General features: G+C 34.2%; 16 protein-coding genes. 15 read left to right on the top strand and 1 reads right to left on the bottom strand.

The window, feature by feature from the left end; translation table 11 throughout:
• The first annotated feature begins 5 nt into the window (after positions 1–5).
• Genes ABEG63_RS11600 through ABEG63_RS11590 form a run of 3 tightly spaced genes read left to right on the top strand, consistent with a single transcriptional unit; the run spans position 6 to position 12,301 of the window.
• Positions 6–5,903 carry an MG2 domain-containing protein gene (locus ABEG63_RS11600; RefSeq protein ID WP_346584931.1) on the top strand — a complete coding sequence of 1,966 codons (5,898 nt, stop codon included), beginning with the start codon at positions 6–8 and terminating at the stop codon, positions 5,901–5,903.
• On the top strand, positions 5,903–11,773 hold the full coding sequence (locus tag ABEG63_RS11595; RefSeq protein WP_346584929.1) for an alpha-2-macroglobulin family protein: 5,871 nt from the start codon (positions 5,903–5,905) through the stop codon (positions 11,771–11,773). The genes ABEG63_RS11600 and ABEG63_RS11595 overlap by 1 nt, the downstream gene beginning before the upstream one ends.
• A gap of 42 nt (positions 11,774–11,815) precedes the next feature.
• Entirely contained in the window at positions 11,816–12,301 is a 486-nt protein-coding gene (locus tag ABEG63_RS11590; protein ID WP_346584927.1) for an ecotin family protein, read from the top strand.
• Between the two features lie 195 nt (positions 12,302–12,496).
• Here ABEG63_RS11590 and ABEG63_RS11585 read toward each other — a convergent pair whose 3' ends face one another.
• Entirely contained in the window at positions 12,497–14,674 is a 2,178-nt protein-coding gene (locus tag ABEG63_RS11585) for a prolyl oligopeptidase family serine peptidase (protein WP_346584926.1), read from the bottom strand.
• Between the two features lie 404 nt (positions 14,675–15,078).
• Here ABEG63_RS11585 and ABEG63_RS11580 point away from each other — a divergent pair, with 404 nt between their 5' ends.
• The 12 genes from ABEG63_RS11580 to ABEG63_RS11525 all read left to right on the top strand — a co-directional run bounded on the left by ABEG63_RS11580 (position 15,079) and on the right by ABEG63_RS11525 (position 25,603).
• Positions 15,079–16,494, top strand: coding sequence for a TolC family protein (locus ABEG63_RS11580; RefSeq protein ID WP_346584925.1), 1,416 nt, complete (start codon positions 15,079–15,081; stop codon positions 16,492–16,494).
• A gap of 11 nt (positions 16,495–16,505) precedes the next feature.
• The gene (locus tag ABEG63_RS11575; protein ID WP_346584924.1) at positions 16,506–17,462 is read left to right on the top strand and encodes a biotin/lipoyl-binding protein; all 957 of its coding nucleotides are present in this window, start codon (positions 16,506–16,508) and stop codon (positions 17,460–17,462) included.
• A gap of 2 nt (positions 17,463–17,464) precedes the next feature.
• Positions 17,465–18,670, top strand: coding sequence for an ABC transporter permease (locus ABEG63_RS11570; protein WP_346584923.1), 1,206 nt, complete (start codon positions 17,465–17,467; stop codon positions 18,668–18,670).
• Between the two features lie 449 nt (positions 18,671–19,119).
• Positions 19,120–19,575, top strand: coding sequence for a DUF1569 domain-containing protein (locus tag ABEG63_RS11565; protein ID WP_267402530.1), 456 nt, complete (start codon positions 19,120–19,122; stop codon positions 19,573–19,575).
• Between the two features lie 16 nt (positions 19,576–19,591).
• Complete coding sequence (locus tag ABEG63_RS11560) at positions 19,592–20,062, top strand: hypothetical protein (protein WP_346584922.1); 471 nt, start codon at positions 19,592–19,594, stop codon at positions 20,060–20,062.
• 26 nt (positions 20,063–20,088) lie between these two features.
• The gene (locus ABEG63_RS11555; protein WP_346584920.1) at positions 20,089–20,460 is read left to right on the top strand and encodes a VOC family protein; all 372 of its coding nucleotides are present in this window, start codon (positions 20,089–20,091) and stop codon (positions 20,458–20,460) included.
• A 39-nt stretch (positions 20,461–20,499) separates the two neighbouring features.
• Positions 20,500–20,949, top strand: a complete 450-nt coding sequence (locus tag ABEG63_RS11550) for a VOC family protein (RefSeq protein WP_346584918.1) — start codon at positions 20,500–20,502, stop codon at positions 20,947–20,949.
• A gap of 248 nt (positions 20,950–21,197) precedes the next feature.
• A complete protein-coding gene (locus ABEG63_RS11545; RefSeq protein ID WP_346584916.1) occupies positions 21,198–21,590 on the top strand; it encodes a DUF1398 family protein in 393 nt (130 codons plus the stop codon).
• A 138-nt stretch (positions 21,591–21,728) separates the two neighbouring features.
• Entirely contained in the window at positions 21,729–22,403 is a 675-nt protein-coding gene (locus ABEG63_RS11540) for a DUF2490 domain-containing protein (protein ID WP_346584915.1), read from the top strand.
• 77 nt (positions 22,404–22,480) lie between these two features.
• Positions 22,481–23,485, top strand: a complete 1,005-nt coding sequence (locus tag ABEG63_RS11535) for a bestrophin family ion channel (RefSeq protein ID WP_346584913.1) — start codon at positions 22,481–22,483, stop codon at positions 23,483–23,485.
• A gap of 38 nt (positions 23,486–23,523) precedes the next feature.
• A complete protein-coding gene (locus ABEG63_RS11530) occupies positions 23,524–25,137 on the top strand; it encodes a Na+/H+ antiporter (RefSeq protein WP_346584911.1) in 1,614 nt (537 codons plus the stop codon).
• A 40-nt stretch (positions 25,138–25,177) separates the two neighbouring features.
• Positions 25,178–25,603, top strand: a complete 426-nt coding sequence (locus tag ABEG63_RS11525) for an SRPBCC domain-containing protein (RefSeq protein ID WP_312396403.1) — start codon at positions 25,178–25,180, stop codon at positions 25,601–25,603.
• Positions 25,604–25,618: the final 15 nt, after the last annotated feature.

Here is a 25,618-nt window from a genome sequence, read left to right as displayed (position 1 = left end):
TACCTATGAAAAACATCTGCAAATGTGTTTTGTTATTTTTTATTTTTTCATGTAGTTTTCTTTATTCACAAAATTATTATGAAGATCAATGGAAAAAAATTGCAGAAGGCTACAATAGCGGAAATGTGAAATCCAGCCTGCCGATCGTTATTGAAATTCAAAATCAGGCTATCAAAGAGAAAAATGCGACGCAGCTTATACGCTCTCTAAAGATGGAATTTGCCATTTATAAAGAAACTAAAGACGATCCTAAAAATGATTATGCTTCAGCTTTTTTTACAAAAATTGAAGAGACAGAAAAAAGATTAAGCATTGATGATCTTTTGCTTTTTAAAGTGCTGGAAATTGAATTTTTTGAGAATTATTTTGATAAAAGAAAGTGGGATATCCAGAACAGAACTAACCTCAGTGACGGAAATCTTTCAAAGATAGAATCGTGGACAAAACTGGATTTTAAAAATTTCTATACTCAAAGATTTGCAGAGCTTTCTAAGATTGATTTTAAATTAAAGAAGATTGGGTTAGAGAAATATAAAGATGCATTTAAAACCGAAAGCGATTTTGAATTTTTTCCTTCACTTTACGATTGGAAGGTTAAAAAAAATATAGATTTTCTAAATAACAATTATATTTTCACGGACAATGAATTAAAGGCTAACAGATTTGTTATTTCTGCTTTGTATCAAAGTTTAATAAATTCTAATGACAAAAATCCTAAGATCTATTTTCAACATCAAAAACTTATTTCTGAAAGTTCGGGAGAGGATAAAGAAGATTTTATTACTCAACAGATTTCTTTAATCAACTCACCTGTAAAAGCAGATTATAAGATCATAATCACCAAAGATGTTGTAGATTTTTTTAACCGTAAATCAAAGTTTTTGGAGTCTGTGCAACTTATTGATAAGATGAAACTGGAATATCCAAATTCTAAATTTCTAAATAACATTATTTCGCAGGAAAATACAATAAAAGCGCCTTTTGTAGAGCTCACTTATGATGTGCACAATTTATCTGAAAAACCCATTCATATTGTTGCTAAGCATAAAAATGCGGATCGTTTTACAGTTAAAATTTATAAGGTTAATGATTTTAAGAATAATCTTGAATATTTAGAAAAACTTAATTATAAAGATTTTTTTGATAAAATAGATAAAACACCTGTACGGACGGATATTTTTTCTTTGCCAAATAAAAAGGATTACAAAACATACACAACTTCTTTAGCAATGAATCCGCTTCAGAAAGGGCTTTATATTGCAGAATATATTAATAGTGAAGATATTTCTAGATTTTTGATGATTGTGACTTCTTCAAGGGTGATTTATGATCAGAATAAAAATTATATTTTACTTTCAAGGGAAAATGGCGAAATAAAACCAAATACAAAATTACAGCAGTATGATTTTAGAGATTATTCGAATGTGAGTGAAACTGAGATTCTTATTAAAACGGATAATTTTGCAAGATTTGCTCCCAAGGTTGATCACTATAGCCGTACAGAAATTCTTTATGAACCAGATTCTAATGATTTTAATCTATTGAATAATGATTACGAATGGAATAATGATTACAGAGATGAACGTCCTTTAAGTCAGATTTTTTTAGACAGACAAATTTACAGACCCGGCCAAACGGTTAATTTTAAAGTTATTTCAACGTATCCTGATTTTGAAAAAAAACGAGATGCTTTGATTGTTGATAATGAACAGGAAATTACTTTATATGACGCAAACAGACAGGTTATTTCTACTCAAAAGCTCAAAACTAACTCATTTGGTTCTTACAGTGGATCTTTTGTGCTTCCGAAGGATAAAATGAATGGTGAATTCAGTTTAAGTACATCCGGAAGACATGATATAAGAGATTTGTATGGTACAAAATATTTTTCTGTCGAAGAATACAAACGTCCGAAATTTGAAATTATTTTTGATACCATTAAAAATGATTATAAATACGGTGAAACGATTGAACTGAAAGGGAAAGCGCTTACTTTTTCAGGCATTCCTTTGAATAATACGGTTGTGAATTACGAAATTAAAAGGGAAAATATCCGTCAGCGGTATTTTTGGTGGTATATCGATGTTTATAACAACTATAACCCGATAATAGGAAAAGTTGAGACAAATGATAAAGGTGAATTTAAGATTAAAATTGATCTTAAAAAAGATGAAACAAAAGAAGGAATTCAGGTCGATGGTTATACGATAAAAGCGACTGCGACCGATATTAACGGAGAAACACAATCAGCCACTACAGATGTCAATGTAGCTTCCGTTTCGCATTATCTGGAAGCTGAACAGATTAAGGAAACCTCTGCTGAAAATGAGGTGAAACTGAACGTCTCAACATTCAATTATAATGGGATTGCTTTAGATAAAAGTTATAAAGTAAAACTTATTCAGCTTAAGCAACCTGAAAGAGTGTTGAGGAATAATTTTAAGAAGAATATTCAGGATCTTCCAAAACTTTCAAAAGAAGAATTTTTAAGCAAATTTCCTCATGACCGATATGATAAATTGGATGATCAGAAATACTGGGAAACGTTAAAAACGATTATCGATCGTACAGAAAAAGGAAAAGAAGTAAACCTTGGAAAGCTGGAAGCAGGAACCTACAGACTGCTTATTTATAATATTGAAGGGAAAGATTCAATCAAAGCGGAACAAGATTTCAGTGTTTGGAGTAATAAAAGTTTGGGTAAAAATCAGTATCCGTTTTTGAAAGTTGTTGCACCTAAAAAAGAAGTGCAGCGAGGCTCTTCGGTAACAGTGTATGCTTATTCGGCAATTCCTGAGGCTACAGTTAACATCTATCTTCAGGATGGAACCGGAAAACCAAAATTTGAAAGAAAAAAGTTTGTGAACGGAGTTATTTCTTTTACTTTTCCGGTTTCTCAAAATAAAGAAGTTGTAAAATATAATGTTCAGTTTGTAGTGGCTCACTACAATGATGTTCAGAATGAATATGCTGATATTTATGTGAAAAAAGATGAAGATCCGTTAAAAATAGAATTAACGACTTTTCGGGATAAATTAGAGCCGAACTCCAAAGAAAAATGGAGTGTGAAAATCACAGGGAGAAACAAAGAAAAAGTTGTTGCGGAGGTTTTGGCGAATATGTATGATCAATCTTTAGACAAATTTGCGGTAAACAATTACAGATGGTCAACGATTTACTATCCACCAAATATTATAAAAGATTTTAATATTGAAAATTTTATTGAAAAAGAATACTGGTCGAAAAAAGTAAACTATCTTGAAAGAAAAAATGTTAGTGAACCAAAATTTAATTGGTTTGATGATGATGTTTTATATAATCTTTTAATAAAATACGGCTTAACCACGGATGTTGATGGTGATGGAATTGATGATCGAAATGATGCGTGCCCCACTGTTCCCGGATTGCCTGAATATAATGGATGTCCTAAACCTAAAAATGTTACCGCCCTAGAACTTGAAAGTAGTTTTAAAGGTTCTAGAAATCGTTTTTCAAAATATGAAGACACTGATTATGAAGGAGTTTTAGATAAGGATGATATTAAAAAACCAAGCGATAAGAAAGAAATTCTTGATGAGGTAAAAGCCCGACAGAATCTAAATGAAACTGCATTTTTTTATCCGGATTTAAAAACAGACATCAACGGAAATATAAGCTTTGAATTTACAACTCCAGAAGCATTAACTAAATGGAAGCTGATGTTTTTGGCACATACAAAAGATACCCGAGCAGCTACATTGGAAAAAGAAATTATTACTCAAAAGAAATTGTCTGTAACTCCAAATTATCCAAGGTTTTTAAGAGAAGGAGACGAACTTGATTTTCAAGCAAAAATTTCAAACCTTACCAAGAAGGCATTGAAAGGTTCGGCATCTTTTCAGATTTTAAATGCGGAGACTAATGAAGATATTACCTCCCAGTTTGCGATCGCATCTTCCATTAAAGATTTTGAAGTAAAAGAAACCGGAAATTCTGTTGTAAGCTGGAAAATAAAAACCCCTTACCATAAATTCAGCTCCATTATTATAAAAGTAATTGCCAAATCGGGAAAATATTCTGATGGTGAACAAATTCCGGTTGCGGTTTTATCTAATACCATGATTTTAACAGATACCGTTCCGATTTTTGTAAAAGAAGGCGAAACGAAAACATTTAAAATAGATAATTTAACAAAAGATGTTTCATCAACAGCGATTAATTTCAGTAATACATTGGAGCTGAAAACCAATCCGGTTTGGGAAATTCTTTTTGCCCTTCCTGATTTAAGCGACAACCTTAATATCAGTTCAGATTCGCGTTTCAATACTTGGTTTGCCGACATTGTAGGAACAGAAATTTTTAAAGCAAATCCTAGAATGAAAGCGGTTTTTGAGGAATATAAATCTGCAGATCTTCTGAAAAGTAATTTAGAGAAAAATCAGGAATTGAAACAGGTTCTTTTGGAAGAAACACCGTGGGTTCTGCATTCGCAATCTGAGGCGGAAACAATGGATAAAGTGGCCAGACTTTTTGATGTGAATGCGATGAAAAATTCCATCAATTCAGATTGGAATATTTTTTCGCACTATCAAAATAGTGATGGTGGTTTCCCGTGGCTTCCGGGATATAAAAGCAGTTATTCTGTTTCATTATATATTCTTAAAAATTTAGGAAAAATGAATGAGTGGCTGAAAGGCGGAATTTCAGAATATCAAATGATAGGACAAAAAGAAATGGTCTCTAAATTGATAAACTATATTGATACTGAGCTGGAAATGCACTGGAAAGAAAAAGAAGATAACCCGTGGAGTAATTTCGCGTTAGATTATTTAGATACAAGACGTTATTGGGAAAAAGAATACCCGCTGGGCGAGAAAGGAGCAAGATTGAAAAAAATGATTATTGAGCGTGCGGATCAGTTTAAATTAACAGATCTTACGTTCTATGGAGTTCATCGGGCAGCGCTTATTTTTGATAATTATGGCTTAAAAGTTCCGTCGGATAAACTAATTAATTATTTAAAAGAAACATCAGTTTCCTCCGAAACACAAGGAGCGTATTGGAAGAAAAACCTGAACGATTGGGGATGGTATGAGTCTAAAGCAGTTAATCATGCGGGCGCTATTGAAGCTTTAAATAAATTAAGTCCAAAGGATCTTAATTTTATTGAAGAGGCTAAAGTTTGGCTGGCCACCCAGAAAGAAACTAATTCTTGGGGAAATTCTAGAACAACTGCGGAAATTATTTATATCCTGATGAATTCCGGGAAATCTTGGATGACTCCGGAAGCCGATAAAGCCAAAGTAATTTGGGGCGGAAAAGAAATTGCTCCTAATCCGAAAACAACGGGATATCTGAAGCAGGTTGTAAAATCTGACAAGATAAATCAGGATCTGGGAGAAGTTACTGTTACAAAACCTGGCCCGGGAATTGTTCAGGGAGGATTGTTCTGGCAATATTATGATGATTTAAGTAAAGTAAAATCTACCGAAACGTATATTGCCATGACCCGAGAGTTTTATAAAAAAATACCCACTGAAAATGGAGAAGAATTAATGAAAATTACAGAAAATAGTCCGTTACATGTAGGAGACAGAGTGACCGTAAGAATGATTCTTGATACGGATCGACCGATGCAGTATGTTCATTTAAAAGATATGAGAGCTGCCGGATTAGAGCCTGTAGATGTGCTTTCGGGCTATCAATGGAAAAATAATCTGGGGTATTATCAGGCTACAAAAGATGCATCTACCAATTTCTATATTTACTATATGCCGAAAGGGAAATATGTATTTGAGTATGATTTGATATGCAACGCGTCGGGAAATTTCTCAAGCGGATTTGCCACGTTGCAGAATTACTACGCTCCGCAGATGAATGCCAGAACCAAAGGCGATAAAATTGAAATTAAAAATAAACCATAATGAAATATATAAAATTCTTAACCCTCATTTTATGTTTGAGTGTTTTCGGCCGAATACAAGCACAAAAATACTACGACGATCAATGGAAAAAAGTAGAAGAAAACAGTAAAAAAGGAACGTATAAATCTAATCTTCCCATTGTTTTAGATATTCAAAAACAGGCTATGAAAGAAAACAATACCTTACAGCTCATCCGTTCTCTGAAATCTGAATTCAGTATTTTGAATACAACTTCGGATGATGAACAGAATAATGCGGCTTCGAGTTTTTTTACTAAAATTCAGAATGCCGAAAAACAGCTGAAAGGCGATGATAAAATTGTTTTTAAGGTGGTGGCAAATGGCTTTTTTATGGATTATTACCAGCAAAATTCATGGAAGGTAAATGGCCGAACCAATCTGAATTCGCAGGATGTAGCGCAGATCGAAACCTGGAGCAAGCTTGATTTTAAAAATTATCTGACGAAGAATTTTCAGGAGTTGGATAAGCAGACGTCTGAAATGAAAAAAGTAGCGTTATCAAAATATAAAGATCTTTTTTCTAACACAAAAGACATTACTTATTTTCCGACTCTGGCAGATTGGTATGAGTTGAAAAAAGTAAATTTCTTTTCAGATAATCAGCTTTTTACTAAAAATGAACTCGCTGAAAATAGAAAAACAATTGATGCTATTTTTGATGGATTAATTGCTCAGAATTCAGGAAATTCAAAACTGTATTTTATGCATCAGAAGCTGGAGGAAAACTGCAATTTCAACCAATGCAAAGATAAACTGGAGCAGTTGAAAAGCCTTGTTAAATCTTCTACAGAAGGAGATTATAAAGTTTTGGTGATGGAACAGATCATGTCTCAGCTGATTTCTAAAAAAGAACAGAAGGCAGCCTTAGAAATCGCCAATCAGGCAAAAGCTCAGTATCCGAAATCGCCTTTTATTGAGAATATCAAAAATATTGAAGAACAAATTAAAGTTCCGACGCTTAATTTCAGATATGAGCAGCAGACGCAGCCTAATCTTCCGATTCATTTTGTGGTCGATCACAAAAATGTTTCAGAATTTTCTTTGAATATTTATGAAGTGAAAGACGATTTTACCTTATTTATACAATATGCGGGAAATTCTTACTCAGATCTTTTCAACACGATTAAAAAAAATCTGGTAAGAAAAGAAGTTTTTCAGGTAACGGATGCCAAAGATTATCAGAATCATTCCACTTCTTTGGAAATAAAACCGCTTCCTTCAGGAGTATATATTGCCGAATATAACGTTACGGGCAACGAAAATGATAAAAGACAGAATTTCTATTTTTTAGTTTCAAACCATAAAATTATTTACCAAAGTAAAAGCGGCGGCGAATTAAATTCTACTCAGCTTAAATTGGTCAACAGTGAAAATGGCAAACCTATAATTAACGAAAATCTTACATTTTACGAATACACCAATGGTAAAAGTCTGACTAAAACCCAAGCTAAAACAGATGCGAACGGTATTTTTACTTTGCCTTCTAAAAACTATTATGTAAAATATCTGGTTCAGCAGCCGAAGACCAACGATTATCAATTCATTAATGTTTACAGGGAATATTATGCGGATCGAAATCCCAATAAAGAAACCCGCACTCAGGCACAGATTTTTACAGACAGAGCCATTTACAGACCCGGACAAACGGTTTATTTTAAAGTAATCAATACAAAAATTAACAAAGAAACTGAATCGGTTGCTTCAGATTTAAAACAGAAAATTACGCTGAAAGATGCCAATTATCAGGAAGTAACTTCGCAGGATTTTACCACGAAGGATTTTGGTTCTTATCACGGAAGTTTTGTGTTGCCAAAAGGTAAGCTTAACGGAAGATTTACTTTGGAAACCGATGGCGGAACAGGCGGATACAAAGATATACGTGTTGAAGAATACAAAAGACCAAAGTTCGAGGTGACATTTGAGCCTGTAAAAGGAGATTATAAATATGGACAAACCATCGAGCTGAAAGGAAAAGCAATGATGTTTTCCGGTGTGGCCCTGAGTAATACAACGGTAGACTATGAAATTAAAAAACGTAATATCCGTTGGCGATATTTCAGTTGGTATCCGCAAAATAATGATAATGAAAACTCGATTTTAGGGGAGGTTAAAACCAATGAGAAAGGTGAATTCACTATTATTTTGGATCTTAAAAAAGATGAAAAAATTGAAGGCATTCAAATTGATAACTATGAAATTAATGCTTCGGTAACAGATATTAACGGCGAAACGCAATCGGCAGATACCAATCTGAAGGTAGCTTCGGTTTCTCATTACATTAAAACTGATGAAATCGAAAATACATTTTCTGATAATAATTTAAAACTGAAAGTTGAAACCAAAAATTATAATGAGCAAGATGTTAAAAAGCCTTATCAGGTAAAATTGACTAAACTTCAGGAGCCGGACAGAATTTTCAGACAGAACTTTAAAACCGTCATTCAGGATCAGCCAAAATACTCGAAGGCAGAGTTTTATAGCAAATTTCCGCATGATTTTTATGATAAAAATGATGAACTGAAAAACTGGAAAACTGAAAAAGTTATTATTACCAAAACGCAGCAGCCTTCCTCAGATCTTGATCTTGGAAAACTAGAAGCGGGAACATATCAGCTGGAATTGTATAATATTGAAGGAAAGGATACTATTAAAACAGCTCAGAATTTTAATGTTTGGGATAAAAAATCATTAAAGCCAAATCAAAAAACATTCTTAACCGTCTTAGATCCTAAAACCGAATTTTCAAGAGGAGAAAAAGCAAAAGTGTATGTTTATTCCGCGATTCCTGATGCTTTGGTTACTGTTTTTATTCAAAATGGTTCAGGAAAAACAATTTCAGAAGTTCATCAATTCAAAAACGGAATGCTGGAATATTCAGTGGAAATTCCAAAAGATCCATCCGTTTCAACCTTGAACCTTCAGTTTCAGATTGTTGCTTTTAATGATATTCAGACAGAAAGTGTTGATTTAAAAATTAAAAGTACAGAACAGCCTTTAAAGATTGAAACAGTAACTTTCAGAGATAAGCTGGAACCAAATTCAAAGGAAAAATGGTCTGTAAAAGTTTTAGGAAGTGATAAAGAAAAGATGAATGCTGAGGTTTTGGCGAATATGTATGATATGTCTCTAGATCAGTTTGCGGTAAATAGCTTCAATTGGCAAAGACTTTATATGCCTTATTCCATTGTTTCATCTTACGATATGAGACAAAGTCTTTATTCAAAATATTACGAAAAAAGATCGAAATATTTCAATGGAAATTATGTGGAAGTTCCTCAGTTTAATTGGTTTGATGATGAATTGATTTATTCTCAGTTCCTGAGAGGAGAAGCTGCTGGAATTAATGTAAGAGGTTTTTCAAATGCTGCTCCAGTTGCAGCACCTGCAATGAGAATGAAAAAAGAAGCTATGGTGGATGATGCCATAGATATTGTAAGTTCGGGAAGACAATTGAACGAACAGGAAAAAGCGGAATATACGGATCAGCTAGATCAAGATTCATCAGATAAAATTCCTGTTCGTCAGAATTTAAATGAAACCGCTTTTTTCTATCCTGATCTTAAAACAGATTCCGAAGGAAATGTAAGCTTTGAATTCACTTCTCCCGAAGCATTAACGAAATGGAAATTGATGTTCTTAGCTCACACCAAAGACGCAAGAGCAGCGACCTTGCAGAAAGAAGTGGTTACTCAGAAGGAATTTTCAGTTACTCCAAATTATCCTAGATTTTTAAGAGAAGGTGATGAACTGAATTTACAGTCAAAATTATCAAACTTAACGAGCAAAAAATTAAATGGTTCGGCACAGTTACAGATTTTGGACGCTTTTACGAATGAAGATATTTCAGAAAAATTCGGATTGAGCACATTAACAGCCGTTTCAGGGTATAATAAAGAACAGGCTTTTTCGGTTGATGAAAATGGAAATTCTGTTTTGACATGGAAAGTGAAAGTTCCGAATAATGTGTCTTCGATTATTTTAAAAATCGTTGCAAAGGCTGGGCAATATTCTGACGGTGAGCAAAAAGCAGTGGCGATTCTTCCGAACAGAATGTTGGTGACAGACGCTCTTCCTATTTTTGTAAAAGAAGGTGAAACGAAGACTTTTGAACTGGAAAATCTTAAAAACGCCAATTCATCAACGATTTCTAACGTTTCAAATACGTTGGAACTGACGACCAATCCGATTTGGGAGATTATGTTTGCGCTTCCAAGTTTGAAAAATGATCCGAATAATTCTGCAGATGTGATCTTTAATAAATGGTTTGCTGATGTTATAGCTTCAGAAATCTTTAAAGCTAATCCGAAAATGAAAACTGTTTTCGAAGAATATCAGAATAAAGGATTACTCAATTCAAATCTTGAAAAAAATCAGGAGCTGAAACAATTGTTGTTGGAAGAAACACCTTGGGTTTTGGAAAGTAAAAATGAAGGCGAACAAATGGCAAAATTAGCCTTGCTGTTTGATGTGAACACGATGAAAAATTCGATCAATCAGGATTGGGATGATTTCAAAAAACTGCAAAATCCGGATGGTGGTTTCTCTTGGTATCAGGGGTATCCGAGTTCATATTCAACCTCATTGTATATTCTTAAAAATTTAGGGAAAATTAATTCTTGGTTGAAAGGTAATGTGAAAGATTATCAAAGTTCTGAACAGGCAGAATTAGTGAAAAATTTAATTGGATATATTGATAATGAAATCAACAAATATGCTGATGTTAAAAAAGAAAATGTCTGGACCAACTGGACATTGGATTATTTGGATACCCGAAATTACTGGGAAAAAGAATATCCACTGAAAGGAAAAGGGGCTTCTTTACAATCTTTGGTTAAGCAAAAAGCAAAAACTGCTAAACTAACAGATTTTACCTTCTTTGGATTGCATCGTGCCGCTTTGTTAATGAATGATTTCGGCTTAAAAGACGTTTCAGATAAAGTATTGAATTACTTAAAAGAAACTTCGGTAGACTCAAAAACACAGGGTGTTTACTGGAAACAAAATCTGGATGGCTGGGGCTGGTTTAGTTCAAAAGTAGTGAATCAGGCGGGTGCTTTGGAAGCATTTAATAAGCTAAAACCAAACGATCAAAAGTTCATTGAAGACATGAAAATCTGGCTGATTACTCAAAAAGAGGTTAATTCGTGGGGAACTTCAAGAGGCACTTCAGAGGTTATTTTTACGATTTTAAATTCAGGGAAATCATGGACGAGTGCTGAAAGTGATAAAGCAACCATCGTTTGGGGCGGAAAAGAATTGCAACCACAAACTCAGGCCACGGGATATGTGAAATCTGCGGTAAAATCTGATATTTTAAATAAAAACCTTGCGACTGTTACGGTAACAAAACCTGGTGCGGGAATTGTTCAGGGAGGATTGTTCTGGAAATATTATGAAGATTTAAATAAAATAATATCTTCCGAAAATTACATCTCGATTACCAAAGAATTATACAAAAAAGTAAAAACGGTAAACGGGGAAGAATTGCAGAAAATTTCATCCGAAACTCCATTGAAAGTTGGAGATAAAGTAACGGTAAGAATGATTTTGAATACCGATCGTCCGATGGAATTTATTCATATCAAAGACATGAGAGCAGCTGGGTTTGAGCCTGTGGATGTACTTTCCGGTTATCAGTGGAAGAATAATTTAGGATATTATCAATCTACTAAAGATGCATCTACAAATTTTTATATTCAATATATGCCAAAAGGTAAATATGTATTTGAATATGATTATATTGCCAATGCATCCGGAAAGTTCTCAAACGGTATTACGACGATGCAGAACTATTATGCGCCGCAGATGAATTCCCACTCGAAAGGCACTGATATCGAGATTTTGGAATGATTTTTGGCTTTTAGGAATTTGTAAAATTAAAATACAAAAATTATGAAATTTTCAAAGACACTAATGACAGGTTTGGTAATGATGATTGGAATGAATACTTTTGCCCAAAAGAACGCTGAGAAGTTTGCCAAACTGGAGATTGAAATGTTTCCTAAAGCGAAAGAAGGTTATAAACAAGTATATATTCAGTTACCTGTTGCTAAAAACGAAAATGACTTAAAAGTTGAATTTTTCGTAGGTGCCGAAAAAATGCTGGATTGCAACAGACACTTTATGATGGGCGAGGTAAAAACTCAGGATTTACAAGGTTGGGGGTACACCTATTACGATGTGGAATCTAAAGGTGAAGTAGGTGGTACATTAATGGGATGTCCGGATCAGAAGCTGACAAAACAATTTGTCAACCTAAAGCCTGAAACCGTAAGATACAACAGCAAATTGCCATTGGTTTTCTACATTCCGAAAGATATGGAAGTGCGTTACAGAGTGCTTCGTCCGGATGCGATGAAGAAAGTGGTTCAGAGATAAATTAACCGTATATTTATATAGAAAACTCCTCGATTCGAGGAGTTTTTTGATTTATTTCAATAAAAGCACAAATAATTTTAGGTTGTCTGTAATTGCTTTTTTTGTTATCTTAAATTGTTTCCGGAAATTTTTACTTCAAAAATAGATGAGTACATACCACATACTCCTCAAAAAATTGATAAGGAAAACGAGACATTATTTTTTTGTATTTTCTTTTGGCTGGTAATCAGGGTGCCCTAATTGCCATAGTGCAAATGCAAACATATCGCCTAAATTAGCGTATCGTTGAGCAACAGGTACGTTACCAGCATGCCCACCTTCAAAATCTATTTTTAATAATACAGGATTAGAAGATGCATCATTAGCCATTAATTTAGCTGCAAATTTTACAGGCTCCCAAACAATAACTCTTTGGTCATTTATCCCTCCGGTGATGAAAGTCGCTGGATACTTTACTCCTTTTTTAATGTGATGATAAGCGTCCATTTCCAATAAAGCTTTAAATTCCTGTGGGTCTTTCACACTTCCGAATTCTTGTGGTTGGCCATTAGGTGTTGTCTCATCTCTAAGTGGATTCATGACACCTACCTCTGCAATAACAGCTTTAAAAAGATCTGGTCGTTCGGTCATAGCCCTGCCTACTGTAATTCCTCCTGCACTGGCTCCCCAAATAGCGACTTTAGCTCTTGAGGTATATTTCTCGTTTATTAAATATTCTGTACAGTCTATCAAATCTCTCCAAGTATTAGGCTTTGTTTCTTTATATCCTCCTAAGCGCCATTGCTCTCCTTTTTCACCTCCTCCTCTTACGTGTGCTACAGCGACCATTCCACCTTGATTAGCCCATAACAAGTAAGTTTTAGCAAAAATAGGATTAGAGGAAATTCCATAAGAACCATAGCTATCAATTAATACCATATTTTTGCCATCCTTTTTAATGTTCTTATTATAAATTAAAGAAACTGGAATTTCTTGTCCATCTCTTGCCTTCACACTTATTTCTTCAATTGCAATATCTTTAAATTCTGGATATTCAGCTACAGGAGCCATATTTTCTGGAATAAAAGAATCCTTTTTTACATCATATTTAAAACGTTGCTCATCATTTGCCCAACCAGAACAGGTAATCCAAATATCTGAATAATTTTCCCCTTTACTCTGTAAGTTAATATTTCCCGATGGAAAAGGTAGTTGAATTACATTATCTTTTCCATCTTTATATAGATACAATTTAGCTTCTACACCGTTTTTAGTCGTGGTATAATAAATACCATCTTTAGTAATTCTATAACTTTTAATACTTTCGTTCTTTTTTTCAGGAACTAATATCTCTGCATTTTTAAAATCAGGATTATTAATATTAGTTTTGCAAAGTTTATTAAGAGTAGAGTTATAACTTGATAGAAAAATAGCTTTATCTTTCCATAAATCTAAATTTCTTGCTTTATCGCTTGGAATATAAAGAGGTTTCCAATTCTTTTTACCCTTTAATAAATCATTTTTATTAATAATAAATGTTTTTCTATATGTTTGATAATCCACTAACATTCCTATGTAGTATTGACTATTTGTATCAAAATCCACAATTATTGGAAAATGGTCTTCAGTAATACCTAAATTTGTATTATTCTTAGCAGAAAATACATCATTTATTTTTTTTGGGTCAGTTCCAATCTTATATAAAACGGTTTGAGTATTTTTATAAAAATTTAATGATTTTGCATCTGTTGTAGGGTAATAAAGATAGAAAAAACCACTATTGTCGTCTAGCCATTTTACACCACCACCACTTACAGGCTCTATTTGAGTGATAGCTTGGGGGTAGATATATTTCTTTTTCACATCAAGGACAACTACTTCTGCAAGTTCTTTTCCTTTTTCTGCCATTGAAATTGCAACTTTACTACCATCCCAACTTGGATTTATATAATTTATTACAAATTCATGATTGGCTTCATCTTTTTTGTAATCACTAGAATCGTAAAGCAAGATCTCTTTTCCTGAAAAACCTTCTTTGTAATAGAGTTTAGCTACTTTTTCAGTATCATTTTTTCTTAAATAAAAATAGTTATCATTACTTGTTACTTTTAAGTTGGATATAGAATATCCTTGCCTTTTATCAAATTCTAATCTTTTATTTAAATAATAATTTTTATTCGGAATTAGATCTAAAACAGAATTGGTATAAGCTGTCTGAGATTTCATCCATTCAATGTTTTGGATGTCATCTAAATTTTCCAAATTTCTGTAATCATCAATGATTTTAGTTCCAAAATACTCATCAATAGTTGGCTTTGATTGAGGTAATTTTGTTTTTTGAGCACTCGTAAAAAATGATGAGAAGCTGATAATAAGAAATATTTTTATTTTCATTAGTCTTAAAATTATTTTTGTCCCATAGTTTGATGGATGGTAGGATTCTTCCTCATGTATAATTTCTTGATTTTATTTTTAATTAAAACCTACGCAAAGTAAATGATATTTCTCTAACTGTGCATAAATATTATATAGATATAACTTAGTACACGGAGATGGTTACAACTAACAAATGATGTGGGAAAAACAAGGAACAAAACTGGAGTAGCCAAAACGGTAAAGATTAACAAATTTTCAATTAAAACAAACCTCAAATTTAATTTAAACGATTTCTCTTCAAGCTCGATTGATAAACGTTTTTCGTTAAACTAAATTTAAACTAGTTTTAAATTCACCATATTGTGGGAATTTCTTGTCGTTTTACATTGTTTTTTGCATTATATTTGTTGTAAACATGAACAATGAAAAACAATTTATTGATTTTTACGTTTGGTTTTTTTACGCTTCCCATCTTTGGCTGGGCACAGTCGGCACCCGATTTCCGGGAGCTTTTGGATAGTGCAATGGTTCGCGATTCCGATTTGAAGATGCAGCTCACCCAAAACAAACTCACTGATCTTGACGAGCATAAATTGAAGGATATCTTTCTTCCGACGTTGGAAATGAGCGGACAGGCAGGATATCTTAATGCTACGGCTCGCCTTACTTCTCCTGAAATTAATTTAACACCATTTATCAGGATTCCGGAAGGCAGTTTTAATAATAATCTAAATGTTTCAGGATTTTCAGGAATTGCAAAAGCCGATGCCAAAATGGTGGTATATTCTGGAGGAAAAGTGAAATATTTAAAGAAAGCAATTGAAGAGAAAAAGCTTTCTGAAAATATCTTGCTCGAAAAAACAAAAGATGAGGTGGTCGCCAATATTTCAAAAGCGTATGACCAGTTGGCTTTAATTCATCAGTCAAAAAAAGTATTGGATGAAAGTGAAAAAAGATTAGATATTAATAGAAAAACTGCAGATAAAGCGCTGGGTTATGGTTTAATTACCCCTTATGATCATAAAAAAATTGAACTCGCCCAAGCGACGCTCAATGCAAAGATGGTAGAGTATGAGGGCAAAAAAGAATTGTTGTTAACGCAGCTTTATATTTTAACGGGAATCGGTAAAGAACGTTTGAGATTAATTGAACCTGTTTTAGAACCCGTAGAATTATTATCTCCCGAAAAAGGTATCGAACAAAGAGCCGAGATTCGTGCTTTGGAGCATGGCATTGTTGCGGCTGATTATAAAATAAAGGCCGAAAGAACGTGGATGATTCCTAAGGTTCAGCTAATGGCATCTGCTTATTATATCGGATTATATGGAAGTCGAATTAAAACATCAGAAAATGTGATTCCTGCAATTCCCCAATTGGGATATGGTGGTGCAAAGCTGGATTGGCGTCCGACAAATATTAATATTCTTCCTTTGATTACAGCCGGAGTAGGCTTCAAATGGGAGATTTTCGACGGAAATGAAGGTAAACATGCTGAAGAAACCGCTAAAATTGGCAAAGAAGTTCTTCAAAACCAAAAAGAAGATGCGCTCAAAAAACTGACCCTGAACTTAGCCAATAATCAAACCAATTATGATATTGCAAACGCTCAGATTGCATTGAAATCTAAAGCCAAAGAATTGGCGAAAAATGCTTTGGTGCAGGCTGAAAAAGAATTCAGATACGGGATTAGCAAATCTTCCCAACTTATCGATGCCGAAAATGATCTGGAAATTGCCGAACTCGAATATCAAAATACAATTTTCAATCAAAGAAGAGCGGGAATAGAATTAATGAGGTCTACTCAGGAATTGGATATTGCTAAACTTTATCAACCTTAAAATTTAAAATGATGCAAAAAAATCTCTCTATACTATGTACTGTTTTGCTCTTGTTGGGAAGTTGTGACAACAAAAAAGAAAATCTTAATGATTCTGAAGGGAAAACAAAGAAAGAAGTGATCTCTTTTGCTCCGAAAGTTACCGGAAGAATTGTGAAAATACTTGTAGAAGAAGGACAAACGGTAAAGAAAGGCGATACGTTGGCATTGCTTGATATTCCTGAAGTTTCTGCTAAAATTGCACAGGCTCAGGGTGCAGTAAGTGCGGCCACAGCTCAGGAACAGATGGCAAAAAACGGAGCGACTGCCGACCAGATGAAACAGCTTCAGGCGAAGTATAAAGGGTTGAAAGAGCAATATGATTTTGCCCAGAAATCTTTCAAAAGAGCTTCGAATATGTATCGTGACAGTTTGATGTCGCCACAGGCTTATGATGAAATTTATGCTAAAATGCAGGGTGCAAAAGCTCAGTATGATGCCGTGGTAGCAGAATTGGACGATGTCAAAAGAGGCACCCGTTTCGAAAAAGTAGAAATGGCTGCCGGACAAGCTTCTCAGGCAAAAGGTGCTTTACAGGAAGCCAATGTAGCGTATTCTGAAAGATATGTAATTGCCACCAATGATATGGAAATAGAAACCATCAGTTTAAATACCGGAGAATTGGCAACGGCTGGTTTTGCGCTGTTCAACGGATATATTCCGAATAGTACTTTTTTCCGTTTTACAGTTCCTGAAAGCCAGATTTCAAGGTATAAAAAAGGGCAAGTCGTAAATATGGAAATTCCTTATAATAAAGAAAAAATAGAAGGTACAATTTTGTATATCAAACAACTGACAAAATATGCGGATATCACAACTGCCTATCCGGATTATCAGCTTCAGGACGCGATTTATGAAATTAAAGTTAAGCCAAAGGACATGAATAAGGCGAAAGATATTTTGGTGAATTCAAACGTATTGCTAAAATAATTATGAAAGAATTTTTCCGACTTTTACGAAGAGAATTTAAGCTATTTATCGGCAATTCGACCTTGAGAACCGTGTTTTTCTTAGCACCGATTTTCTATGCGACATTGCTGGGTTTCGTATATAAAAGCGGAAAAGTAGAAAATACACCTGTTTTGGTGATTGATAGAGATAATACGCCTTTATCAAGCCAATTAACGGAAATGCTGGAAGATAATAAAAGTATTAAGGTAATACGATATTTGCAGGAGCCTTTTAGCATTAAAGATGAGGTGATAAGACATGAAGCAGCAGCGGTTGTCATTATTCCATCGAAATTTGAAGCGTCTATTCTTCAAAAAAAATACCCGGAACTCAACATTTATGTGAATACAGGAAATGTTTTAACGGCTAATTTTGCATCAAAAGCTTTACAGCTCACGATCGGAACGTTTTCCGCGGGAGTTTCTATTAAAGCATTGCAAAAAGCAGGAATGCCCGCCACGAGAGCAACAACGCAATATGAGCCTTTCAAAGCCAATTATATTACCTTATTCAATACCACTGGAAATTACCTAATTTTTATGTGGCCGGCGATGTTGGCCGTAGTTTTACAGCAGGTTATTCTACTGGCAATGGCAGTTAGTTTTGCCGCAGAATTTCAAGGCGGTACATTCATCAAAGAATATGCAAAAATGCGAAAATGGGCGTTTCCAACGATGTTGATCAAAGTTCTTCCCATCTGGATTTTTTCAATTTTAATCGTGAGTGTTTATTATTTTATGCACATGATTTTCAAGGTTCCGATGCCGGAAGGGATTTTTAACTTTATTATATTAACATCAGTTTTCGTTGGCTCAGCTTCATTTTTAGGGGTTTTGATCAGTATTTTGATCCCGGATGCATTAAAAGCTACCCAGATATTAATGGTGATTGCGTCTCCGGCTTTTATCATCAGTGGTTTTACCTGGCCTTTGAATGCGATGCCAGCTTTTGTACAGTTTATCGCGAATATTATTCCATTAACACCTTTTTTGCAGGCTTTTAAAATTTTACTCATTCAAAAAGGTTCTGTAGAACTTACATATCCGTATTTAAAACATTTAAGTATTCTTTTAATTGTTTACGCCATTTTAGGTTGGATTGCTCTAAAAATTAAAATGTGGCTGATGTTTAAAAATCCAAAATCTGTTGAAATTTCCAGCGAAAATTCTTCTGATAATTTGAATTGATTATTTTTTAGTCACCACTGCACGAATTTTTTTATTTCCCACAGATTCCAAAGATTTTCACACACAATCGTGTTATTTTCTTTTTGATAACGTTTATGAGCTTTTATAAGTGAAACGGCTTTGTGAAGCTTAAAAACAGGTAGTAGTAAAAAATCTCTATAAGCCTTTGTGTTCAGATGCTACGGAAATTCAACATTGCTATCATTCGCTTAGTAGAACGCCGTTGCGAGCGAAAAATCAGCAGTGTCATTTATAAACATTCTTCCGAACTTAGCGTTAAAAATAATTATCAGCCATAAATACTTTTTTTATTTCCTGTAAACAGCATAGGTTTTCACACCCAATCATGCGCGGAATTTATTGTAGTTCAGTGTTTTTACTATTTTTTTTATGAGTTGAAAAATGATACAAAAAAACTGATATATTTGCTTTGACAAATAAAATCAGCTATGGAAAATGTATTTGATGCGAAAGATGCTCAGAATTATATAGATAGAATAAATAAACTGGTGGAAGATACCCACGGATTATGGGGTAAAATGACGGTAGACCAAATGTTGGCGCACTGCTGCATCACGTATGAAATGGTATACGAGCCAGAAAAACATAAAAAACCGGGAGCAATTGCAAAGTTTATCCTTAAAAGATTCGTAAAACCTAAAGTGGTGGGTGAAAAAGCATATCCGAGAGATTCTCCTACATCGCCTCAATTTTTGGTTCAGGGAAGAAAGAATTTTGATGATGAAAAGAAAAGATTGATTGGTTTTATCCAAAAAACGCAGCAGTTAGGAGCTTCGGCTTTTGATGGAAAAGAATCTTTTTCTTTTGGAAAACTAAATTCTAAAGAGTGGAACAATATGTTTGCTAAACATTTGAATCACCATTTATCTCAATTCGGAGTTTAAAAATAAATCAAAACACATGAAAAAACTTTTATTATTCCTCATTTTAGCTTCCAATTTTGCAATGGCGCAAATGCCTGATATTTCGAATGTATGGCTGAATAACAGCAAGCCTTACAGTGGAACGATTGGAAACGATAAGCAGCAACTTAAACTGAAGATCAATATTTCTGAACAGAATAAAAAAAATGATCAGGAATATTTTGTTTCAGGATATTCGCTTGTTGATAAAACCTATGCAAAACTGGAAGGAAAACTGACGATCACAAAATACAGAGACGCCAAGAAAAAAGGAGTTGTGTTTGGTGAATATGAATTTGCTGAAGAAAATAAAGGAAAGCATTCAGGGCTTTTCAAAGGAAAATTTGTTTATACTTTTAAGTGGAATAAAACTACAGAAAAAGTAGAAGGACAGACAATTGAACTAACAGGCGACTGGAAAAGTTATGACGGAACTTTGAACTTTAAAACAAAGTTGAATAATCAATAATTAAATCGTTACAGAAGAAAATTTATATGAAATTAGGAGCATTTTCAATTAGCTTAAGTGTAAAAGACCTTCAGAAATCGAAGGATTTTTATGAAAAATTAGGTTTCAGTCAGATGGCGGGAAATATCGATCAGAATTATCTGATCCTGAAAAATGGAGATCACATTATCGGCTTGTTTCAGGCAATGTTTGACGGAAATATGCTTACTTTCAACCCCGGATGGGATCAAAATGCTCAAAATCTGGAATCTTTTGATGATGTTCGCACTATTCAGAAATATCTGAAGGAAAACGGAATTGAGATCGAAAAAGAAGCAGACGAATCAACTGAGGGCCCTGAACATATTTACCTGAAAGATCCGGATGGTAATATGATTTTAATAGATCAGCACAGATAATATTTACAAATTAAACTCAACTTTAAAAAAGAACACATTATGGCGTCAGTAAACGTTTATTTAACATTCAACGGAAATTGTAGAGAAGCTTTTGATTTCTACAAGTCTGTTTTCGGAGGAGAATATCCTTACATCGGAACTTTTGGTGAAATGCCTCCAATGGAAGGTCAGGAAGCGAAAGAAGAAGATAAAGACAAGATTATGCATGTTTCTCTTCCTATTTCTAAAGAGACGGTTTTGATGGGAAGCGATGCGGGTTGTGATCATGCTTCTCAACTTAAAATGGGAAACAATTTCTCGATTTCCATCAATGCAGAATCGAAGGAAGAAGCAGAAAAATTGTTCAACGGACTTTCTGCAGGCGGACAGGTGACAATGCCTTTAACAGATACTTTCTGGGGTGCCTATTTCGGAATGTTTACCGATAAATTCGGGATTAACTGGATGGTAAACTATGACGATCCTGCTAAAATGCAGCAACATCCTTAAGATTAATATTTTGAATATGAAATATCGAAAAAACTAACTGGCGGAATATTCCGTCAGTTTTTATTTTATAATACATTTGCATTCCAAAAATTTTTAAATTTGGATTTAGGAATTTAGGTTGCAGGAAATAGGGCTTAGGTTTAAAATTTATGATTAAATAGTAAGCCTCTACTAACTTAAATATTTTCAATGCGAATAAAATACTTTATGAGCTTTGTGTTAAAATAAAAATTAAAAAATATAAACAAATGAAATTCACCATTGATGAAATTAAAGCAGAACACCAAAAAGTAAAAAGCGGTGCCGATTTTCCAAATTATATTAAAGCGATCAAGGATTTGGGAGTTGCAAATTATGTGACTTATGTGAGTGATGGCAATGCTGAATATTTTGATGCAGAAAATCGATCTGTTTCTACAAGAGCAAAATATGAAACAATGGATATCGCTGAAGATTTGAATTTGAAAGAATTTAAATCAAGGCTAAAACTTCACCAGCAAGGCGGTACAGATTATCCTACTTTTTGTAAAGACTGTGCAGAAACTGGAATTAAAGGCTGGAAAATGGATCTGACTCATCTTACCTGTACGTATTTTGACAACTCAGGAAATGATGTGTTGACAGAGCAAGTTCCTTCATAACAAGCCGTTGATCAGGAACTTTTACTTGAAAAAGAAAAATTTTCACAACAATTAAATTTTGCTTATTATTGATATTTGGTATTGAATTTTAAAATTTGATAGATTTTAATAATAAACATAAAGGTAAAATTTAAGAAGATGAAGATTTTGAAAACGTTGGCTTTAAGCATTTTTTCATTGGCGGCAACATTCTCGTATGCCCAAAAAAATGATCTGGGAGCTTGGTATATGTATTTTGGAAATAATAAAATCAGTAAAAAATTAAATTTTCATAACGAGATCCAGTATAGAAATTTTGATATGGGAGGAGATTTGGAGCAGCTCCTGATCCGTACCGGAATTGGATATGATTTAACGGAAAATAATAACAACATCTTATTGGGTTATGGTTTTATTTTAAGTCAACCTTATATAAACGGTGAAAAAACTGAAAATATAGAACACAGAATTTTTCAGCAATATATTACAAAACAAAAGTTTGGAAGATTCAACCTTCAGCATCGTTACCGTTTGGAAGAGCGTTTTCTTCAGGATGATTTCAGGATGAGGTTTCGTTATTTTTTAGGACTTAATATTCCGATCAATAATAAAGAAATGCTTCCGAAAACATTTTATGGTTCTGTTTATAATGAAATTTTTCTTCATTTGAACAGTCCAACTTTCGACAGAAACAGGGTGTACGGAGCGTTGGGATATGTAATCAATAAAAATATGAGAATGGAAGCGGGATATATGAACCAAATTCAGGAGAACAGAAACCGCGGACAGGTTCAGATTGGTTTTTATAACAATATTCCGTTTACTAAAAACTAGGGTTTGATGAAACAAATTTTGCTGAGTGCTAAAACCCTTTAAAAATAATAACAACAAACTATTAAAAACGAAACACTATGCACTCAGGAAAAAGATTTGGAGCCCGCGAATTTGCAGTCTGGACGAAGAGAAGTATCCTTTGGCTCACAGTTTTATCATCGATTCCTACCATTTTGTACTTTTTAGGATGTACTTTCCTTTCGTTTCCGTGGCAACCGATTGCAATCATGGGAACGGCGGTTGCTTTCATCGTAGGTTTTAAAAATAATGCGAGTTACAGCCGACTCTGGGAAGCCAGACAGATTTATGGAGCAATTATTAATGACAGCCGAAGTTTCGGATATATTTTGCGAGATTCTCTTTCATCTAAAAATTCAGGTAAAGTAAAAGAGATGTTTCTGCGTCATTATGCATGGTTAACGGCGCTTCGTTTTCAGCTTCGTGAGACGAGAACCTGGGAAAATATGGATACAGCGCAGTTTGATGAATATGCCAGAAAATATGATATTCCAGAACGATTGTCTAAGTTGGATGAGGAACTGAAAAATTACCTTTCAGAGTCGGAGCTTCAATATATTTTAAGCAAGAAAAACAGAGCGACACAGCTGATGGCAAGTCAAAGTAGAGCATTGTCGGAAGCCTATGCAAATGGAGAAATCAACGATTTTCAGTGGACGCAAATTAATCAACAATTGATAAAGTTTACCGATAATCAGGGAAAAGCAGAACGAATTAAAAACTTTCCTTATCCAAGAAATTTTTCTTCCATTACGACTTATTTGTTGCTTTTATTCATTCTTTTTGTGCCTTTTGGTTTATTAAAAGAATTTGACAAATTAGGTGACGGAACAGTGCTTGAAGGATTGACTTTATGGTTCAATATTCCGTTTTCGTTATTGGTAACATGGTGTTTTCATACATTGGATAGTGTAGGAGAGGCTTCTGTAAATCCTTTTGAAGGAAGCCCGAACGATGTTCCGATTACGCAGATCAGCCGAACAATAGAAATCGATATGCGTGATATGTTGGATGAAGAAAATCTTCCTGCGCCAATCACAGCAAAAAATAATATTGTTCTTTAAAAAAGATAAAAAAAATTAACTAAATAAACATACATAAAATGATTCACACATACGTCATTATATCAATCGCGGTATTGTTGTCTGTGATGATATTGGTAATGATCGGGCAAAAACTGAAAGTTGCTTATCCTATTTTCCTCGTTATTGCAGGATTATTGATAAGTCTTGTCCCGGGAATGCCACATATAGAAATAGAACCCGATTTGGTTTTCCTTATTTTTCTTCCTCCAATTTTGTTTGAAGCGGCATGGTTTACCTCGTGGCAAGACTTTCACAAATGGAGAAAGCAGATTTTTTCAATGGCATTTGGATTGGTATTTTTAACCTCCATTGTCGTTGCGTATTTGTCGTCATCCATTATTCCGGGGCTTACCGTGGCGATGGGATTTCTGTTGGGAGGCGTAAATTCTCCGCCAGATGCGGTGGCGGCAACTTCGGTTCTGAAGCACATGAAAATTCCGAAGAAAATCACCAGTATTCTGGAAGGCGAAAGTTTAATCAACGATGCATCGAGTTTAATTGTCTTTAAATTTGCTTTAGCAGCCGTTATTTCCGGTCAGTTCATTTTTGGAGAAGCCGTGAAAGATTTTTTCACAATGGCAGTTGGTGGAATTGCCGTAGGAGCGGGCGCGGGATTGCTTTTCGGTTCTTTGCTTAAAATTATTCCGTCAAATTCCAATATCGATACCATTATTACATTAATTGTCCCTTACATCATGTATGTCGGAGCCGAGCATTTCCACTTTTCCGGAGTGCTGGCGGTGGTTGCAGGAGGTTTGTTGATGTCTTATAATTCACATTGTTACTTAAGTCATACTTCGAGAATTCAGTCCGGAAACGTTTGGAGTGTCCTGATTTTCTTGATGAATACCATTATTTTCATCTTAATTGGTCTGGAATTACCCGTTGTGGTGGCTGCCATGAAAGATTACACGATTTCAGAAGGTATTTTTTACAGTGTCGTAATTGGCGGTGCGATTATCGGAACCAGAATTTTATACAGTTATGCGCTGATGTATTTTCCAAGGCTTTGTTCTAAAGAATTAAGATTAAAAGCCCCGAAACCCGATTGGCGAGAGCCTTTTATCATAAGTTTTGCGGCGATGAGAGGGGTTGTTTCTTTGGCGGCGGCATTGTCGATTCCTGCATTTTTACCAAATGGTGAAGCATTTCCTCACCGAAATATCATCCTGTTTGTAACATTTGTGATTATTTTAATTACATTGGTCGGACAAGGTTTGTTATTAACTCCGATTTTGAAGTTTTTAAAAATAAGTGATGCCGGAAGTGAGTTGCCTGAAGAAAAACAGGAAGTTATTTTAATGAGAAAATTAAAAGAAACCGCGTTACATAAATTGGAAAATGATTTCTCGGATCTTGCACAAACCAACAGTCTTGTTCAGCATCAAAAACATAAACTGGAAAACGAAATGATGATGATGGTGGATAAGGCACAATGTATGGCATCAACAGGTGATTATGTAACGGCGATGAGTGAAAACAAAGATGTGATGAGGCAGATTATTCAGGCGCAGAGAAATGAACTTCATCGTATGAAACGTGAAAAGATTTTCGACGATCATGTGATGAGAACCATTGAAATGCAGCTGGATTTTGATGAAGCAAAGATTACAGGATTTGCACATAGTTAAAAAGAAAAAATATCATTTAGAATTAAATTTCAATCAAAATATGAGCATCCCAATTATTGTTCAATATAAAATAAATGCACCCATCGATAAAGTATGGAACGCAATCACGGATAAAAATGAAATGAAATCATGGTATTTTGATATTCCTGATTTTGAATTAGAAGTTAGGAAAATATTCAACTTTTACGAACCGGGCAATGAGAAGAAATATCATCATCAATGCGAAATTTTACAGATCATTCCGAATAAAAAACTGAAATATTCCTGGGCTTTTCCTGAACTTTCAAAAGGAACAACGACTGTAACTTGGGAACTGAACAAACAAGGTGACGAAACGGTAATTACATTAATTCATGATGAAATTGATCAGTTAAAAGAATTGGGCGAAAATTTTTCAAGAGAATCTTTTGCTGAAGGTTGGGACGGAATTATCGGAAGAAGTCTGAAACCGCATTTAGAACGATAGTTTATTTAAATTAAT

The sequence above is a fragment of the Chryseobacterium sp. C39-AII1 genome (assembly GCF_039672645.1).
In the GTDB taxonomy this organism is placed as follows: domain Bacteria; phylum Bacteroidota; class Bacteroidia; order Flavobacteriales; family Weeksellaceae; genus Chryseobacterium.
The sequence above is the reverse complement of the archived record's forward strand: the minus strand, read 5'-3'. Positions and strand labels throughout refer to the sequence as shown.